General features: G+C 60.6%; 19 protein-coding genes and 1 pseudogene. 9 read left to right on the plus strand and 11 right to left on the minus strand.

All coding sequences use genetic code 11. The features are described from left to right. Window positions 1–39: 39 nt before the first annotated feature. On the plus strand, window positions 40–822 hold the full coding sequence (locus ACIQAL_RS07970; RefSeq protein ID WP_401144550.1) for a hypothetical protein: 783 nt from the start codon (window positions 40–42) through the stop codon (window positions 820–822). Window positions 823–942: 120 nt separating this feature from the next. Here ACIQAL_RS07970 and prmB read toward each other — a convergent pair whose 3' ends face one another. Then, window positions 943–1,851: a 50S ribosomal protein L3 N(5)-glutamine methyltransferase gene (gene prmB / locus ACIQAL_RS07975; RefSeq protein WP_401144244.1), complete on the minus strand. Its 909-nt coding sequence runs from the start codon at window positions 1,849–1,851 to the stop codon at window positions 943–945. Window positions 1,852–2,103: 252 nt separating this feature from the next. Here prmB and ACIQAL_RS07980 point away from each other — a divergent pair, with 252 nt between their 5' ends. The 5 genes from ACIQAL_RS07980 to ACIQAL_RS08000 all read left to right on the plus strand — a co-directional run bounded on the left by ACIQAL_RS07980 (window position 2,104) and on the right by ACIQAL_RS08000 (window position 5,588). Then, window positions 2,104–2,727, plus strand: a complete 624-nt coding sequence (locus tag ACIQAL_RS07980; protein ID WP_166594936.1) for a cysteine hydrolase family protein — start codon at window positions 2,104–2,106, stop codon at window positions 2,725–2,727. 236 nt (window positions 2,728–2,963) lie between these two features. Continuing rightward, on the plus strand, window positions 2,964–3,284 hold the full coding sequence (locus ACIQAL_RS07985) for a hypothetical protein (RefSeq protein WP_166594935.1): 321 nt from the start codon (window positions 2,964–2,966) through the stop codon (window positions 3,282–3,284). Window positions 3,285–3,379: 95 nt separating this feature from the next. Beyond that, entirely contained in the window at window positions 3,380–3,940 is a 561-nt protein-coding gene (locus ACIQAL_RS07990; protein ID WP_401144246.1) for a Smr/MutS family protein, read from the plus strand. 678 nt (window positions 3,941–4,618) lie between these two features. Further along, window positions 4,619–5,164: a GTP cyclohydrolase I FolE gene (folE, locus tag ACIQAL_RS07995; RefSeq protein ID WP_166594933.1), complete on the plus strand. Its 546-nt coding sequence runs from the start codon at window positions 4,619–4,621 to the stop codon at window positions 5,162–5,164. A gap of 52 nt (window positions 5,165–5,216) precedes the next feature. Continuing rightward, window positions 5,217–5,588, plus strand: a complete 372-nt coding sequence (locus ACIQAL_RS08000) for a glutathione S-transferase N-terminal domain-containing protein (protein ID WP_401144248.1) — start codon at window positions 5,217–5,219, stop codon at window positions 5,586–5,588. An 85-nt stretch (window positions 5,589–5,673) separates the two neighbouring features. On the opposite strand, the gene ACIQAL_RS08005 is transcribed toward ACIQAL_RS08000, so the two are convergent. From ACIQAL_RS08005 to ACIQAL_RS08015, 3 genes are all read right to left on the minus strand, one after another. Further along, window positions 5,674–6,060 (minus strand): lysozyme inhibitor LprI family protein, encoded by a 387-nt coding sequence (locus ACIQAL_RS08005; protein WP_401144250.1) that lies wholly within the window; start codon window positions 6,058–6,060, stop codon window positions 5,674–5,676. Between the two features lie 154 nt (window positions 6,061–6,214). After that, the gene (locus ACIQAL_RS08010; RefSeq protein WP_401144252.1) at window positions 6,215–6,817 is read right to left on the minus strand and encodes a glutathione S-transferase family protein; all 603 of its coding nucleotides are present in this window, start codon (window positions 6,815–6,817) and stop codon (window positions 6,215–6,217) included. A gap of 46 nt (window positions 6,818–6,863) precedes the next feature. Then, window positions 6,864–8,030 (minus strand): PLP-dependent aminotransferase family protein, encoded by a 1,167-nt coding sequence (locus ACIQAL_RS08015; RefSeq protein WP_401144253.1) that lies wholly within the window; start codon window positions 8,028–8,030, stop codon window positions 6,864–6,866. 81 nt (window positions 8,031–8,111) lie between these two features. On the opposite strand from ACIQAL_RS08015, the gene ACIQAL_RS08020 reads away from it, so the two are divergent. Both ACIQAL_RS08020 and ACIQAL_RS08025 read left to right on the plus strand, forming a co-directional pair. Continuing rightward, window positions 8,112–8,555, plus strand: a complete 444-nt coding sequence (locus tag ACIQAL_RS08020; protein ID WP_166594928.1) for a MarR family transcriptional regulator — start codon at window positions 8,112–8,114, stop codon at window positions 8,553–8,555. 268 nt (window positions 8,556–8,823) lie between these two features. Next, window positions 8,824–10,011: a benzoate/H(+) symporter BenE family transporter gene (locus tag ACIQAL_RS08025; RefSeq protein ID WP_401144255.1), complete on the plus strand. Its 1,188-nt coding sequence runs from the start codon at window positions 8,824–8,826 to the stop codon at window positions 10,009–10,011. Window positions 10,012–10,075: 64 nt separating this feature from the next. Here the strand turns inward: ACIQAL_RS08025 and ACIQAL_RS08030 are convergent, their stop codons facing one another. The 6 genes and pseudogenes from ACIQAL_RS08030 to ACIQAL_RS08055 all read right to left on the minus strand — a co-directional run bounded on the left by ACIQAL_RS08030 (window position 10,076) and on the right by ACIQAL_RS08055 (window position 15,752). Then, complete coding sequence (locus ACIQAL_RS08030; RefSeq protein WP_401144551.1) at window positions 10,076–10,957, minus strand: methyl-accepting chemotaxis protein; 882 nt, start codon at window positions 10,955–10,957, stop codon at window positions 10,076–10,078. A 27-nt stretch (window positions 10,958–10,984) separates the two neighbouring features. Then, a pseudogene (locus ACIQAL_RS08035) lies at window positions 10,985–12,046 on the minus strand (methyl-accepting chemotaxis protein); the annotation flags it as partial. Between the two features lie 302 nt (window positions 12,047–12,348). Further along, window positions 12,349–13,278: an LD-carboxypeptidase gene (locus ACIQAL_RS08040; RefSeq protein ID WP_401144257.1), complete on the minus strand. Its 930-nt coding sequence runs from the start codon at window positions 13,276–13,278 to the stop codon at window positions 12,349–12,351. A 138-nt stretch (window positions 13,279–13,416) separates the two neighbouring features. Continuing rightward, window positions 13,417–13,824, minus strand: coding sequence for a Crp/Fnr family transcriptional regulator (locus ACIQAL_RS08045; protein ID WP_401144259.1), 408 nt, complete (start codon window positions 13,822–13,824; stop codon window positions 13,417–13,419). Beyond that, complete coding sequence (locus tag ACIQAL_RS08050) at window positions 13,788–14,900, minus strand: mechanosensitive ion channel family protein (protein ID WP_401144261.1); 1,113 nt, start codon at window positions 14,898–14,900, stop codon at window positions 13,788–13,790. Before ACIQAL_RS08050 ends, ACIQAL_RS08045 begins: the two co-directional genes overlap by 37 nt. A 78-nt stretch (window positions 14,901–14,978) precedes the next feature. Next, window positions 14,979–15,752, minus strand: coding sequence for an SDR family oxidoreductase (locus ACIQAL_RS08055; protein WP_401144263.1), 774 nt, complete (start codon window positions 15,750–15,752; stop codon window positions 14,979–14,981). 178 nt (window positions 15,753–15,930) lie between these two features. Here ACIQAL_RS08055 and ACIQAL_RS08060 point away from each other — a divergent pair, with 178 nt between their 5' ends. Next, entirely contained in the window at window positions 15,931–16,506 is a 576-nt protein-coding gene (locus tag ACIQAL_RS08060) for a TetR/AcrR family transcriptional regulator (protein ID WP_401144265.1), read from the plus strand. 89 nt (window positions 16,507–16,595) lie between these two features. On the opposite strand, the gene ACIQAL_RS08065 is transcribed toward ACIQAL_RS08060, so the two are convergent. Further along, entirely contained in the window at window positions 16,596–17,357 is a 762-nt protein-coding gene (locus tag ACIQAL_RS08065; RefSeq protein WP_341963689.1) for an SDR family oxidoreductase, read from the minus strand. Window positions 17,358–17,592: the final 235 nt, after the last annotated feature.

Consider the following 17,592-nt stretch of genomic DNA (forward strand, 5'->3'; position numbering starts at 1 on the left):
TGTCGAGAACACAGGATCGCCGTGATGACAGAAGCACTTATGGAAGCCGAGCCGGCCACTCAGACCGATCACCAGGATGGGGACGCCGCGCCAGTGTTGTGGGAAGACGTGCAGGCCGAGCATTTTTCGATGCTGCGCCTGGCACCGCTGCCGACGGACCGGGCCACCGGGGGCCGTCCGCTGCGCTTCGTCGAATTCGGCCGGGCAGAACGTCACAGCAAGGACTTCAGCCTGCTGCGCATGACGTATCACCTGCCGGGCCAGAAGACTCGCAAGGAACAGAACAACCTTGATATCTGGGTCGACCACGCCAACCGTGCCGTACGAGTGGGTCCCGAATCCGGCTTGCAGATCGAACCGTGGAACCGGGGGCTGGGCCGTTTCATGCTGGCGCAAGGCATTCATTGGGCGCAGAAACGCTGGTCCGAGTACCGCATCGAAGGCACGGCCTTGGCGAACAAGGACGCGCTGAACGAAGACACCCGCCTGCGCCGTGACCACTTCCTCAAGACTCAGGGCTTCGAAGTGGCTTATGCCGACCCTCAGCACCTGAAAGGTTCGGTCAAGGACGCCAAGATCGGCAACCTGAACAACACCTGGAACACCGAAAAGGTGCAACTGGTCGAGATCCTCGACGCCGCGCAGATGTTGCAGCAGGCCGAGCAGAAGATCCAGGAGCAGGAAGTCGCGATCAAGAAAGCCGAAGATCGCGTCAACAAATTCCGCCGCGACGATGCCGGGCTGCGTTTCACCATCGCCTGCCTGGTAACGTTTGCAGTGTTTCAGGCGGGGCTATTGATCTGGATCGCGACTCACCGCTGAACAGCGTTCACTGCCGTCACCTCCGGCGTCTCCCACAGGTTTTGTGTCGTGCCCAGGTAGTATGGTCGCGGCTGAACCTGAGAGAAACGCCGGAGGTGACGGCAGTGGCGAATCAGTTGCTCAGACCCGCGACGCAAAGACCGCCTGATGCTGCCGGCACTGCTCGGCCGTCAGCATGAACACCCCGTGCCCACCACGCTGGAATTCCAGCCAGGCGAAGTCCACCTCGGGGTACAACGCCTCGACGTGAACCTGGCTATTGCCCACTTCAACGATCAGCAAGCCCTTCTCCGTCAGGTGTTCCCCCGCCTGAGCCAGCATCCGCCGGACCAGGTTCAGGCCGTCATCACCACAGGCCAGCGCCAGCTCGGGTTCGTGCTGGTATTCATCCGGCATGTCCGCGAAATCCTCGGCATCGACATAAGGCGGGTTGGACACGATCAGGTCGAACCGCTGCCCCGGCAAACCGTCGAAGCCATCGCCCTGAACGGTGTAGACGCGCTCGTCCAGCCCGTGACGCTCGATGTTCTGGTTGGCGACTTCCAGCGCTTCGAACGACAGGTCCGCCAGCACCACTTCGGCCTCTGGAAACTCGTCTGCACAGGCAATGCCGATGCAGCCAGAACCGGTGCAAAGGTCGAGAATGCGCGCAGGGGCTTGAGCCAGCCAGGGCTCGAATCGGTGCTCGATCAATTCGCCGATGGGAGAGCGCGGAATCAACACACGCTCATCGACGATGAACGACATCCCGCAGAACCACGCCTCGCCCAGCAGGTAGGCGGTCGGCACACGTTCGTCGATGCGGCGCTTGATCAAACGCTGGACATTGACCAGTTCGTCGTCTTCGAGGTTGCAATCCAGGTAACTGTCGGAAATCTCCCAAGGCAGGTGCAACGCACCCAGTACCAACTGCCGGGCTTCGTCCCAGGCGTTGTCGGTGCCATGCCCGTAAAACAGGTCTTCCCCATGAAAACGGCTGACGGCCCAACGGATATGATCGCGCAGGGTGCGCAGGCGGGAAGTGATCACGGCAGACTCCTTGAAAAAACGACGGGCGATTCTAGCAGCCATCCTCGCAACAAACGATGCCTGCGCCGGATGGCACCTTGCCTTGAAAAACTTTCCGCCACCTTTCGTCAAATTTGCAGGCAATATGACAGCAACCGCGACCTGCTCGACGGCTTGACGCCCGGTAAAAAGCGACGGCTGTGAGCATTGAGATTCACAGAATCGCTCAGCCAGTGGACAATGTGGCAAAAGCCCCACTCGAAGGAGCCCCAGATGTCTGTTTCAACCAACGGTCCAAAGACCATGTTTCAACTCAGTGGCCGTGAATACGCAGCGGCCACTTTGAGTAATGCCACGTTGATCATCATCGACGCGCAAAAGGAATACCTCAGCGGCCCCCTGGCGCTGACCGGCGTTCAAGCGGCCATCGACAACATCGTCAAACTGGTCGACGCCGCGCGTGCCGCGAAGTCGCCGATCATTCACGTGCGCCACCTCGGCACCGTCGGTGGCATGTTCGATCCGCAAGGCGAACGCGGCCAGTTCGTTCCCGAGCTGCAACCCCAGGGCGACGAGATCGTCATCGAAAAACGCTTGCCCAATGCGCTGAACGGGACTGTCACCACCGACGACCGCAAGACCCTGCACAAGCTGCTGGAAGACCTCGGCCGCCTGGACCTGGTGGTGTGCGGCTTCATGAGCCATTCAAGCGTCAGCACGACGGTGCGCGCGACCAAGGATTACGGTTTCCGCTGCACGCTGGTCGAAGACGCCTGCGCCACCCGCGACCTGCCAACGCCCACCGGCGTGATCAAGGCTGAACTCGTGCAGCAAGCCGAGATGGCCATCATGAACGACAACTTCGCCAAGCTCGCCCTGACCAAAGACCTGATCTGACTGCGCTGCTTCATCAGGAGCTGACCCGTGATCCGCAGAGCCTTGACCGCGCCTCGGGCATCATTTTCAGGCAGTTCCTGAAGAAAAAGCGTACAAATGCAGTCGTCAGGTTGTGTGAACCGTCTCACATAACCGCCTATCCGTTAATCACTCGTGTTTGGCTTCGTGCACTGACCCGACGGGAACCACCCGGGCGTAAGCAGGTCAGAGCGCCGATACCCATAGAGGAAGTCGGAATGAAGATATCCGATGGTTTTGATGCCCGTCGCCTACGCCCCAAGGGCCAGGGTAACTGGCGGATGCGCATTGGCGCTGCCATTTCCGCCATTTTCGCCATGGCGGGCGTGTTGCTGGCCATGGCCGGCGTCGCCAGCCTGATTGGTCACCCGGCTGCACTGGGCGAACTCAATGCCAGCCCCGCAGGTGCCGTGGTCACGATCGTGGTTGGCCTGTTATTGCTGTATATCGGTGTCTGGCTGTGGCGCCGCAGCCGTCGCCGCCGCCGTCGTGCTGGCGAGTTGAACATGTCTCCGCACCTGATGAAGAAGCACGACTGACCTCCCCTTCCGCGTCTCCCAACGCCCTTTGAGCTTTTTAGTCGCGCCGACAACGGCGTGACTTGGTTAAACTGGCGGCCTTCGCGGAGACCGACATGCAAGACGACGACTTTTCCCTGTTCAGAAACGAGACCCGTGGCGTCAAGCCCATCAAGACTGAACACGCCGACGTAGGCAAACCCAAAACTGACCGTAAGAACCTGGCCAAACTGCGGCAGGCAGCGACCGTGCGCTCGGACGCCACGATTACCGTGGACGGCCTGTCCGATCAGTTCGTGATCGACGTCGGGCCGGAAGACACGCTGTACTGGGCCCGCGACGGCGTTCAGGAAGGCCAGATGCGCAAGCTCAAACTGGGGCAGATCAGCTTCGACGGCAGCCTCGACCTGCACGGCATGAGCGTGGAGCTGGCGCGGGAAACCATGTGGGAGTTTCTGGCAGAGGCCACCAAACTTGAAATCCGCTGCGTGCGCATCACTCACGGCAAAGCCGTGCGACTGGACGGCAAGCGACCGATGATCAAAAGCCACGTCAACACCTGGCTGCGTCAGCATCAGCAAGTGCTGGGCTTCACGTCCTGTATCCCCAAACACGGCGGAGCGGGCGCGGTGTACGTGATGCTCAAGCGCACGATGATGGATGGGCGGGACGAGTAGACGCTGCATACAACTGTAGGAGCGAATTCATTCGCGAAAAATAGATTAGGCGATAGAGATGCGCCGGCTGTACCACCGTTTCGCGAATGAATTCGCTCCCACAGGTAATGCACCCACGCGACATAAAAGGCCGCCCTCTGGCGCAATGCCTGTCTCAGCCAGCCCCCGCCCCACCAACGCTTCAAGTACAAAAAAGCCGCAACGAGGAATCCCTCCAGTCGCGGCCTTTGTCGTAGTGGCTGTCGAGATCCCGGCATCCGGCACGGGATCGATTCAGCCTCGATCAGCGATGGTAGTAGCCCGGTCCGGGGCCACCGTCGAAATACCGATGGTCGTGCCACCCACCGCCATGGCGTCCCCATCCGGGACCGAAGAAACAGCCCGAAACCGACGACGTCAGGGCGATAATCAGTGCGATTTTCGCGATTCGGCTCAACATACATTCACTCTCTTCATCCGGGCATCGTTCACCCATTAACTCAGACACCGATTCGACACATTTCGACATACGCACTCGGTAAAGGTTAGGTAAAGGTTCCTGACGCTCCGTTCGAGCGGCGACGTGCCGCAGGTTTGTCGGTCGCCCGCCGTACCCCTCCCCGCCGAGCTACGCTACTATGTGCGCCTTTGCAGGCCACCTGCCCTGCGTTTCTTTGAACCCACACGGAACACACCCCTGTGACACTGGAACAGAACTACACGGCGATCCTTGGTCAACTTGGTGAGGACGTCTCCCGCGAGGGCCTGCTCGACACCCCGAAACGTGCGGCCAAAGCCATGCAGTATCTCTGCCGTGGCTACCAGCAAACCCTGGAAGAAGTCACCAACGGCGCGCTGTTCAGCTCCGACAACAGTGAGATGGTTCTGGTCAAGGACATCGAGCTGTATTCGCTGTGCGAGCATCATTTGTTGCCATTCATCGGCAAGGCCCATGTGGCGTACATCCCGAGCGGCAAGGTCCTGGGCCTGTCGAAGGTCGCGCGTATCGTCGACATGTTCGCCCGCCGCCTGCAGATTCAGGAAAACCTCAGCCGTCAAATCGCCGAAGCCGTTCAGCAAGTGACCGGCGCGCTGGGCGTGGCCGTGGTCATCGAAGCCAAGCACATGTGCATGATGATGCGCGGCGTCGAGAAGCAGAATTCATCGATGATCACTTCGGTGATGCTGGGCGAGTTCCGCGAAAACGCCGCCACCCGTACCGAGTTCCTCAGCCTGATCAAGTGATCCGGGCGTCCTGAAGCGCCGCAACAACCGTTGCGGCCGCGAGGTTTCAAGCATGTTGATGAAAGCACTGAGGGTCGGCCTTGGCCAATTGGTCATTCTGGTCGACTTCCTGACCCGTCCCGGCAAGAAAAAACGTTCGCCTGAAGCACAGGCAGCAGTCGAAGCGTCGGCGAAAGACTTGACGCTGTATCAGTTCAACGCCTGCCCGTTCTGCGTGAAAACCCGCCGCACCCTGCGCCGTCTGAATGTGCCGGTGGCGTTGCGCGACGCGAAGAACAACGAGCTGGATCGCCAGACCCTGCTCAATGAAGGCGGCAAAATCAAAGTACCGTGCCTGCGGATCGAAGAAGCCGGCAAAACCGTGTGGATGTACGAATCCAGGGTCATCATCGAGTACTTGAATCAGCGGTTTTCAGCGGCCTGATCGCGCCGCTGTTGCTGTAGCAATCCGGCTTGCCGACGGTGGCGCCCCTCGGGTCGTTGCAGCGGGCAAGCCGGAAAGCGTCAGCTCACCTTGGGCAGCCTTCCTGCCGACATGCATTGAAGGCCTTCAATTGTTCGACCCGCACCTTGGTCTGGTCCGAGAGGCACATCAGCTGCGACATCGGCCACATGCTGCCGCCGTCTTCACGCTTGCCCACCTGGTACAGGCAATCGGCATCACGAAACGCGAGCCATTTCTTCTGCGTCTCTTGCAGCGCTTTCTTGTTGGCCGGCGTCTTCAGGTAGGCCATCTGCGCCTTGTATTGCGCGTTCAGTTCGTCGTCCAGCGCCTTGTATTGCTTGCTGGCGCATTGATTCATCGACGCCTGTGTCGAATCGCAATCCTCGGCCTGTGCCGAGCAGCCAATCCCCAGGGCCATGAACATGCCCACCGCTATCATCATGTAGCGCATCGAATGCTCCCTTTTCTTCAAATGATCGTCCGATCAAAACCAGACCGTGCGCAGCTTGAGCGCAAAAACCGTGGCGCGTGATGACCGGGCACACACTTCAGACCTAAAAAAACCGGCCATGGTTGCCCAGGCCGGTTTTTTCTTTCAGCAGCGGTCAGTCGAGCATGCCGATATAGCCTGGCTGTTGCTGAACCCGCGCCAGCCAGGCCTGAATCGCCGGGAACTGAGCGAGGTCGAAGCCGCCCTGATGCGCCACGTGGGTGTAGGCGTACAGCGCGATGTCGGCGATGGAAAACTGTTCACCCACCAGGAACGGCGTGCGCAACAACTGCTGCTCCATGACTTTCAACGCCTTGTAACCGCGCTTGTGCATCGACCGGTATTCCTCCAGCCGCGCCTCCGGCAGCCCCAGGTAAAACTGGATGAACCGCGCCACGGCAATGGTCGGCTCGTGGCTGTATTGCTCGAAGAATTGCCACTGCAACACCTGCGTACGCAGGCGGGGTTCGGTCAACAGATAGGGTGTGCCTTCGGCGAGGAAATTGAGGATCGCGTTGGACTCCCACAGGCACGTCCCGTCTTCCAGTTCCAGCACAGGAATCTTGCCATTGGGGTTCTTCGCCAGAAACGCTTCGGTCTCGGTCTCGCCATTGAGGATGTCCACCGGCACCCATTGGTATTCTGCGCCGAGCAGGTTGAGCATCAGCTTGATCTTGTAGCAGTTGCCTGAATTGTAATCGCCGTAAACCGTGTACATCTGCTGCTCTCCCCTCGTGGGTGCGGTGGTACGTGTGCGTAAGGTATCAGGCCGCGAGGGCCTGTTGCGCCTGTTTGATGACAGCGGCCAGTCGCTTCAGGCCTTCGTCCAGCCGCGCCGGGTCGATGTGGCTGAAATTCAGGCGCAGGTAACCGGGATTGGCATCCGGGTCAGTGAAAAACGGTTCTCCGGGCATGAACGCGACATTTTGCGCCAGCGCGGTATCAAGCAGTGTGCGGGTGTCGAGTTTATCCTTGAGTGACAGCCAGAAGAACAGCCCTCCTTGTGGACTGTTCCATTCCGCGAGATCGCTGAAGTGCCGCTGCAAGGCCGCTTCGAACTGGTCTCGACGGGTGCGGTAAAAATCACGCAATTCGACCAGATGCCGCTCATAAGGCTCGCTGCCGATCCACTGCGAAGCCTGCCACTGACCGACGCGGTTGGTGTGCAGATCAGCCGCCTGCTTGAGTTTCAGCAAGTGCGGGAACAGATCCTTCGACGCGATCAGATAGCCCACGCGCAAACCGGGCATCAGGGTTTTCGACACGGTGCCGGTGTAGATCCAGCTGGCCTGCTTCAACCGACTGACGATGGGGCGAGCGCTGCCGCCGTCAAACGTCAGGTCGCGATAAGGTTCGTCTTCGATCAACGTCACGCCAAACTCGTCCAGCAAGGCGGCCACGGCATCCCGCGCGGTTTCGCTGTAACGCACGGCGGACGGGTTTTGGAACGTAGGAATCAGGTAAGCGAATGACGGTGTGTGCTGCTCCAGTCGCTGGCGCAAAACGTCAAGGTCCGGGCCTTCGGCGAGCAACGGCACGGTCAGGCAATCGGCGCCGAACAGCTGAAAAATTTGCAAGGCCGCAAGATAGGTCGGGCCTTCCAGCAGGATTTCGGTGCCCTTGTCGATGTAGAGCTTGGCGGCCAGATCGAGCGTCTGTTGGGAGCCGCTGACAATCATCACCTGGCTCGCCTCGCAGGCAATACCCAACGCCCGGGCTTGTGCCGCAAGCACCTCGCGCAATTGCGGTTCACCTTCGCTCATGCCGTACTGACCGATGCTGCGGGGCATGTCGGACCAGTCGCTCTGGGGCAGCATGGTCTCGGCAGGCAGGCCACCGGCGAACGACATCATTTCAGGGCGCTGGGCAGCGGCCAGGATTTCGCGAATCAGCGAACTCTTCAAACGGGTGACGCGTTCAGAAAATGCCATGTGATCACCGCTGGCGGAAATAAATGGAAATACGTCAAACTGGTTGACCGAAACTACGATGCCAAGCCTGGATACGTCAATATGCTTGACCTTAAAAATTCATCGACGCAGCAAATTGCCATGGAGGCGTTTTTCTATGGCTACCAGGCTTTCACTGCGAAGGCCGATGAAATGCTCGACCGTCGGGGCCTGAGTCGCGTGCACCAGCGCATCGTCTTTTTCATCGCTCGTTACCCCGGTTTGAGCGTGAAAGAACTGCTGACCGTGCTCGGGGTCAGCAAACAGGCGCTGAACACACCGCTGCGACAGCTGGTAGAGATGGAGCTGGTGCTCAGCGTTGCCTCCGAAGACGACAAGCGCAAACGGCTGCTGGCGCTGACCGAGGAAGGCGCGAAGTTTGAAGAATCGCTGCGTCGCGAGCAGGTGAAGCTGTTGCAGAAGGTGTTCAAGGACGCGGGCCGGGAAGCGGTGGACGGTTGGCTGGCGGTGAATCAGGCGTTGGGGAAAACGCTGAATCGCGGCTGAGCAGCTTCAAATCTGCTTTGCACAGCCTTCTGTGGGAGCGAATTCATTCGCGAAAGATAGGCCAGACGATAGAGATGTATCGGCCGTACCACCGTCTCGCGAATGAATTCGCTCCTACAGGTTCATCGCTGATCTGGCGATTCGAGACCGGCAGCAAGCCGCCGCGAACTGTGCCGATTAATGCGCGGGCGGCTGTATCGCAACGAATTGTGACAACTGCGTATAGGCTTGCTGATCTGTTCACATTGCCGCTCCAAGGATCGACCGCATGACTGACGCGACCCATACGCCGCTGCGCCCGCTCACTGACACTTCGCCCTCCGCCATCGTGGCGGGCTTCATCGCGATGATGACCGGGGTCACCAGTTCGCTGGTGTTGATCTTTCAGGCGGGCCAAGCCGCCGGGTTGACCTCGGCGCAGATTTCTTCCTGGATCTGGGCGTTGTTTATGGGCATGGCGCTGTGCAGCATCGGCCTTTCGCTGCGCTACCGTTCGCCGATCACAGTGGCCTGGTCCACGCCGGGCGCGGCGTTACTGATCACCAGCTTGGGGCACGTGGCTTATCCCGAGGCCATCGGCGCCTACATGACCAGCGCGTTACTCGTATTCATCTGCGGCATTACCGGCAGTTTCGAAAAGCTGGTCAAGCGTCTGCCCACCTCACTGGCGGCAGCGCTGCTGGCAGGAATTCTGTTCAAGATCGGCAGCGAAATTTTCGTCGCCGCGCAGCACCGCACCGGACTGGTGCTGGGCATGTTTTTCACCTACCTGATCGTCAAACGCTTCTCGCCACGCTACGCGTTGCTGGTGACGCTGCTGGTGGGCGTGGCGTTATCGGCCATGCTCGGCATGTTGAATTTCACCGGTTTCAATCTGGAAGTCGCGGTGCCGGTCTGGACCACTCCCTCATTCTCGTGGGGCGCGACCATCAGCATTGGTATTCCGCTGTTCGTCGTGGCCATGACCTCGCAGAACATGCCGGGCATCGCCGTGTTGCGCGCCGATGATTATCAGGTTCCCTCCTCGCCGTTGATCAGCGCCACCGGGTTGATCTCGCTGATCACCGCCCCGTTCGGTGCCCACGGCATCACCATGGCCGCCATCAGCGCGGCCATCTGCACCGGGCCTCATGCCCACGAAGACCGCAACAAACGCTACACGGCGGCCATCTGGTGCGGGCTGTTCTACGCGATTGCCGGGATTTTCGGGGCGACGTTGGCAGCCCTGTTCGCGGCCTTTCCAAAGGAGTTGGTGCTGTCGATTGCGGCACTGGCCCTGTTCGGCTCGATCATCAACGGCCTGACCGTGGCGATGAACGAACCCAAGGAGCGCGAAGCGGCGCTGATCACCTTCATGGTCACCGCGTCTGGGCTGACGCTGTTCTCCATCGGATCGGCGTTCTGGGGGATCGTGGCGGGGGTGTTGACGTTGGTGATTTTGAATTATCGGAAGTAATGGCGGGCGCACCCTGCAGGAGCGTGGCATGCCTCCTACAGCGGCGACCATTCGCACGATACCGTCAAAGCCGGAAGTGCCCCACCATGCCTTTCAACTCTATCCCCAGCGACGCCAGTTCGATGCTCGACGCGGCGTTGCCCTGCATCGCCAGGGCTGACTGATCGGCGCTGGCTCGGATGCTGGTGACGCTGCGGTTGATCTCTTCGGCGACTGAGCTTTGCTGTTCTGCCGCTGCGGCGATCTGCTGGTTCATTTGCTGAATCAACGACACCGCCACTGCGATGCTCCCCAGCGCGCTTTCGGTCTGTAGCGCGTCGCTGACCGCCAACTTGACCAGCTCACCGCTGCTCTGGATCTGCGCCACCGACGCTTGCGCTCCGCTTTGCAGGCTGGTGACCAGCCGCTCGATTTCTTCGGTCGACTGCTGGGTACGTTTGGCGAGGGCCCGGACTTCATCCGCCACCACCGCAAAGCCCCTGCCCTGCTCGCCTGCGCGCGCCGCTTCAATGGCCGCATTGAGTGCCAACAGGTTGGTCTGCTCAGCGACGCTTTTGATCACGCTCAACACCTTGCCGATGTTCTGAATCTCGGCACTGAGGTTTTCGATGCTGTGGCTCGCCGAGTCGGCCGACGTCGCCAGTTGCTCGATGCGCTGCATGCTCTGGCGCACCACCGCCTGACCGCTGTCGACCTTGTCGTCCGCCGTTTGCGCCGCTTGGGCCGCTTCTTCGGCGTTGCGCGCCACGTCGTGCACGGTGGCCGTCATCTGGTTCATGGCCGTGGCGACCTGCTCGGTCTCTTCTTTCTGGGTGCTGACTTCCAGATTGGTTTGCTCGGTCACCGCCGAGAGCGAGTGCGCCGAGGTCGCCAACTGCTCGATCCCCGCCTGCAACCCACTGACGATGCCACTCAGGCCCGCACCCATTTGCTGCATGGCCTGCATCAACTGACCGATTTCATCTTTGCGTGTCACCTGGACATTGCCACTCAGGTCACCCGCCGCGATGCGCTGGGCAATCGCGATCACGCTGCGCAATGGTGCGACGATAATGCGGGTGATGACGAACGAGGCGATCAGCCCCACGAACAACGCCAGGATCGACGAACCGATGATCTTCAGCGAGTTGGCCTTCAACTCGCCCATCATCGACTGGTCTTCGGCGTCGTAGGCCTGATTGACCTGTTGCACCACGGTTTTCGAATTGGTCGCCAGTTGTTGCGAGACCCGGGCCTCGTCGGCCAGCAGACCGGTGTATTCGTTCAGTTTGTCGCTGAAGTTGGTGATGTGGCCGCTGACCTCGGTCAGCACCGTGAGGTAGCCGGAGTCCTTGATGACGCCTTTGAGCTGTTCCGCCAGCTCTTGGGCCTGCACCGCCTGTTCGATCTTGCCAGTCTTGGCTTCTTCACCCGAACCGGTCTTGCGGCTCTTGTCCAGGCGAACGCGCGCCTCATCCATGGCCTGCATCATCAGTTTGGAAATCTGGCTGACCTGCCCCGATTGCTCGATGACGTCCGCCCCTTGCTGGCCTTGCGAGTCCTTGAGGCTGTACGCGCCATCGTCCGCAAGACCCGCCTGCAGAACGTCGAGGTTGTTGGCCACGCTGGAGACCGACCAACTGGCCATTTCCAGCGCCAGGTCCTTGCTCTGACTGATGCTGACAAACTCGTCGAACGACTTGCGGTAGGCAGCCAGCGCTTGCTGGACCTGGCCCATCACCTGTTGATTGACCGCCGATAACGCCTTGAGCTGCTCGGCTTGAGCGTTCAGGGCATCGAGCCCCGCATGAAGTTCCTCGACCACCTTGGGGTCGCTGTGCAGGGCGTAATCCTGCTCCAGCAAGCGAACACGGCTGAGACCCGAGTTGAGCGCAGTCATTTCCTTGAGGCTGTCGAAGTGCACGCTGATGGAGCGCAGCGACCAGACGCCGATCGCGGCAACGAGGGCTGTCAGCAGCAAGACGAGGACAAACCCGATACCCAGTTTCTTCGCCATTCCGAGGTTGGCGAAACGCGATTGCACGGCCGAAATCATGATGTTCTATCCCCAGTTACAGCTCAAAAGAGGCACACAGCGAGGCCATGTTCAGCACGGCCATACAATTTTCGTGCAGATTCGCAACGGGTCAGCAGCAAAACGTGAATTTGACGTCGGAATAATGGCAAATAGCTACGCCAAGGTCGCTTCCAGAATAGTTATCGGCGCGAGTTGAATCTTCATCAGGTAGACACGTGAGGTTCACCCTTCAAATGAAGGGTGAATGCGACGAAAGGTAACGCGCTGGACGGACCGAAATCGGGCAATCGGTGACACCCGTGCGCCGGTAACGCTCTTATTCAGCGAACGGCAGCGGCCACCGTCAACGTGCCCGCATCGGCATCCAGCGTGGCGGCACAGCCCAACGCCACCGCCCGGTTCCGGTCGCCGTGACCAATGGACAACCCGCCCAGCACTGGGATGCCCAAGCCGCCTAGGCGCTCGCGCAAGACATCGGGAGGACGGATCGCGTTATTGCCGTGCCCCGGCTCGCTGAACTGGCCTATCACGATGCCGGCCAGGCGCTGGAGCACTCCAGCGTTACCCAGGTGGGTGAGAGAACGGTCGACGCGGTACGCCAACTCGCCCACGTCTTCGATCAGCAGAATCGCGCCGTCGACGTCTGGAAAAAAAGGCGTTCCGATGCAGGTGCTCAAGATGGTCAGGTTGCCACCCAGCAAGGTGCCGTGGGCGATGCCCGAAGTCCGCACGCTAAAGGTCGGCTCGTCTCGCTCAGCCTCGACCACCAACGGTTCATGACTCATGAGGGCCTGGCGCAAGGTGCTGGCAAACAACCCTCCCCGCTCAAGTTGTGCCGCGACCGGACCATGAATGGTCGCCAGCCCCGTGTGAGTCCACAACGCCGCGTGCAACGCCGTGATGTCGGAAAAACCGACCACCAGCTTCGGATCGCGGCGCACGGCGTCGTAGTCTATGTGGGCGAGAATTCGCTGAACGCCGTAGCCGCCCCGTGTGCACAACACCGCGCGAATCTCGGGGTCGGCCAGCGCGTCGTTCAGGTCCGCGACGCGATGGGCATCACTGCCCGCGAGAAAATGCTCGGCCTCCAGCGCATGGGGGTAAACCCGGGGGCGCAACCCCCACGACGACAATTCGCGGACCGCCGCTTCCACTCTCGCTTCGGCCACCGGGCCAGCGGGCGACACCAGCGCGACGGCATCACCGGCACGCAGGATTTGGGGGTTAAGGGTCGGGCGGACTGCAGGCATTTCAACGACTCGGCTGACTTTCGAATGAGCGAGCAATTTAGAGCACTCCCTGTGTTGAATCCAGAGGCGGGTTTCGTCGCGCCTCGTGTGATATCCCTGAAAGAGAGCGAGAACCTCGCCCCGTGCGTGTGCGAAACATCAGCTCATTTTGTCAGTCGGCCCCGGTCCAGCACCCGGCCCACGACCGACCTGGAAGCGCGTCACGTTCTTGCGCAGCCAGCCCATGAAGCCGCTCGGGTCAGTGATCACCGGCTTGACGTCAAGCATCGAAGCGCGAGCTTTGGTGCGGAATTTCGCCAGCCCCGCCAATGCGCCGATGAGTTCGCTGTGCTCTTGCAGCCACGGCTCCAGATCGGCCTTGTCGATGCGGTAAATCATGCAGTCGGTATAGGCACAGAAACGGCCTGCGGTCGGCGTGCCATCGACGAACCCGGTCTCGCCGAACAGTTCGCCTGGCCCCATGCGCCCGATTTCGAGCCAGCCATCGGGGCGCTGGATCGACACCGACATCACCCCGGACTCAATGATGTACAGCGCGTCCGGCACGATGCCTTCCGCGAGCACCACGTCCTTGGCCCCGTAGGCACCCAATGCATGTGCAGTTCAAGCTGGGCGCGGTCTTCGTCGCTGAGCATGCGCAGCGCCCCGACCGTGTTGAGCACGGCAGAAGGCCGGGTGGCAGGTCGGGACTGGTCGAGCCGGGTTTCCGTGGCCGCGAGTTGCCGGTGAATGAGGTCATACAGCTGATTACGCACCGCCGAGCGTCGGTCGCGTGATTTCACGTAGCCGGTGACTTCGTATTCAACGCTGCGCAACCCGGTCTTCACCACCACGGCGGAAGACTTGGGCGTGACCAATAATTCGCGGCACCCGAGGATGGCCTTGTCGAGCGAGTCCAGCACCAGACTCGGCCGCAGACGCGTCGGCAGCTCGATGCTCAAGGTGACGGAATGAAAATGGTCAGGGCGACTGAAGTTGACGATGCGGGTCTTGGCCGCCATGGAGTTGGGAATCACCGCCATGCTGCCTTCGGACGTCAGCAGATGCGTGGAGCGCCAGTCGATTTCGATGACTTTGCCTTCGATGTCGTCGACGCGAATCCAGTCATCGACTCTATAAGGCTTGGTGGCGTTGAGGACGATGCCGGAAAACACGTCGCCCAGCGTGCTTTGCACCGCAAGACCGAGGATGATCGCCACGGCGCCCGACGTCGCCAGCAGGCCTTTGACCGGCAGGTCCAGCACGTACGCGGCGGCGGCCACAACCGCGACCAGAAAGATGATCGCGCCCATCACGTCTTGCAGCAGGTGACCCTTGCCGCCGATGCGCGGCTCCATCACCACGACCGCGAGGACCGTGAGCGTACGTGCGCCGAACAGCCACCACGCGATGTTCAGAATCGTCCCCAGCACATGGCGCGACACCGGCCATTCGACAGGCACCGGATACAGCGGGCTCAACCCGCCGTCGAGCAGCGCCATGCTGAACAACACGAACAGGGCCAGTCGGCAGGCGAGTTTGCGGCGTAGAAAACGCGGGTGCAGCCACTGCCACAGCACCAGATCGATGATCAACAGCACGGACGCGCTGATTAACGGGTAGGCAAACCACAGGTGATCCATCGGCGCTCCCTGGAGGTGAACAGCCCATGCAGCTTAGCTGAATACCTCACAGGGAATGGATGAAAGCTACGGGGCGACTCACCCGCGAAACAGCGGAATGCCCCACGGCGCACCGGTGTTGCCGCCGTCGACCACGATTTCCGCCGCAGTCATCCCGGACGACGCGTCAGAGGCCAGGAACAGCACGGCCTGCGCCACTTCTTCGGGTTCGGAAAAACGTCCCATCGGAATGCGCGGGGCAATGGCTTTTTCAGTGCCGTCGACGGTCGCGCCTGCTCGGGCACCGCGGGTCCAGATTGGCGTGCGGGTGCCGCCGGGGATCACCGTGTTGACGCGAATGCCCTGGGGCGCGAGCTCTGAAGCGAAGACCTTGGCCATGGAAGTAATCGCCCCCTTGCTCGCCGAGTACGCGGCAGAACCGGGCGAGCCCAGTTCGCGCATGACCGACCCGTTCAAAACGATGGCGCTGCCCTGCTTCAAGAGCGGCAACACGCCCTGAATCGTGAAAAACACCGACGTCAGGTTGGTGCTGACGATGGCCTCAAAGGCTTCGCGCGTGGTCTTGCCCAGCGGCGTCGGCCCAGACACCCCGGCGTTGGCGAAGACCGCATCGAGCGTGCCGTAAGCATCGCCCACCGCTTTAACGACGGCATCAAGGTCAGCAGGCTCGTTCAAGTCGGCCCTGATTGCCAATACATCGCCGCCCAGTTCAGCGGCCGCGGCGTCGAGCTTCGCCTGATCACGTCCCGTAATGGCGACACGGGCGCCGTTTTCCAGGAGCAGGCGCGCGGTGGCCAGGCCAATGCCGCTGTTGCCGCCGGTGACCAGAATCGTTTTGCCTTGCACAGTCATGATTGTTCCTCACGTTGCATCGGACAGGTGGGTGTCTGGCCTTCGCCAGCACGAAACGGATGACAACCATACTCCAATTATGGAGTCCGTCCATACGCCAAATTAAACTTTCATCGCCTTTTATTTGGCGTATGATCGCTTCCTATATTTCGTTGAACAGCGTCCACCGGAGAATCCCATGTCGCGCTCCCAAGCGGAGAAAGCCGTCATTCATGAACACATCGTCAATTTGGCAGCCGAGCGATTCCGCGAGGTCGGGCTGAACGGGATCGGCGTGGCTGACCTGATGAAAGAAGTGGGCCGGACCGGTGGCGGCTTCTACAAGCATTTCGAATCGCGGGAAAAACTGGTGGAAGAGGCCTTGCAGTGTGCGTTCAACAAACGCGCTGAGAAGCTCGAAAAATACACCGCCCCCGATTCAACACTCACCCTTGCGGACCTGGTGGAAAGCTACTTGAGCGAGCGTCATTTGCACGACCCAGGTTCGGGCTGTGCCCTGGCCTCGGTGATGAATGATGTGGCCCGCAGCAGCGACCCCATACGTGATCTCTACACCCGGGAACTGGAGAACGAACTGGCGGTGGTGACCGCGCTGACCAGCAGCAAGCAGCCCGCCAAAAAACGCGCTCAGGCGCTGTTGGCGATGAGCGCGCTGGTAGGGGCGCTCGGGTTGTCGAGGGCGGTGACGGATGAGGCACTGAAAGCCGAGCTGCTGAACACCGGCAAGACACTGCTCAAGGCGCTTGAATCGTAGAAGCACGACCCAGGACGCTGCGTTTTTCTGACACACCACAATCCCAAAAGAAGTGTGGCGTGCTCAAACGTCGCGCACGGTCTGACGGGTTAAAACGCCGTCACCCCGCCATCCACCGCCAACGAATGCCCCGTGGTGAACGCGGCCCCATCGCTGCACAGGTACAGCACGGCACTGGCGATTTCCTCGACTTTGCCGATGCGTCCCACCGGGTGCATGGTGGCGGCGAATTCGGCCTTGCGCGGGTCGGCTTCATGGGCGCGGCGGAACATGTCGGTGTCGATCACGGCGGGGCACACCGCGTTGACCCGGATGTGTTTCTTGGCGTATTCGATGGCCGCCGATTTGGTCAGGCCGATGACGGCGTGCTTGGACGCCGCGTAAATGCTCATCTTCGGCGCAGCGCCCAACCCCGCGACCGATGCGGTGTTGACGATGGCGCCACCGCCTTGGGCCAGCATCACCGGCAATTGATACTTCATGCACAGCCAGACGCCTTTGACGTTGACGCCCATGATCGCGTCGAACTCGGCTTCGCTGCCTTCGGCCAGACGGCCCTTTTCGATCTCGATCCCCGCATTGTTGAACGCGTAATCGACCCGACCGAACACCTCGACGGCCTTGATCATCATCTGCTGCACGTCGGATTCTTTAGTGACATCACAACGCAGGAACAGCGCCTCGCCCCCGGCCTGACGAATCAGTTCGGCGGTCCCTTCCCCACCGTCGCTGTCCAAATCCACCGCCACCACCTTCAACCCCTGCTCGGCGAAGGCCAGTGCGGTCGCCCGACCGATGCCCGCTGCTGCACCGGTGACCAGCGCCACCTGCCCGGAAAACGTCATGCTCATGGAATGATCCTTTTGTTATGGGGTGACGCAGATCGTCTGTGCTGCCAGTTTAGCGAGGGCGATGGCGCGCGCATCAGCACTATCAAAACCCCGGTTACGGGATCATGGGTGCCAGTGATAAAGCCCAAACTCCGCATCATCGAAATGGATCGGCGCGCATTCGCTCCAAGCGCTTTGCTTGCGAGGACGCGTCGGCGGGTCTATCACTGGCGTTTCTCCTTCCATCCAGGACGCT

The organism is Pseudomonas sp. NPDC088368 (assembly GCF_044753445.1).
GTDB lineage: Bacteria > Pseudomonadota > Gammaproteobacteria > Pseudomonadales > Pseudomonadaceae > Aquipseudomonas > Aquipseudomonas bambusae.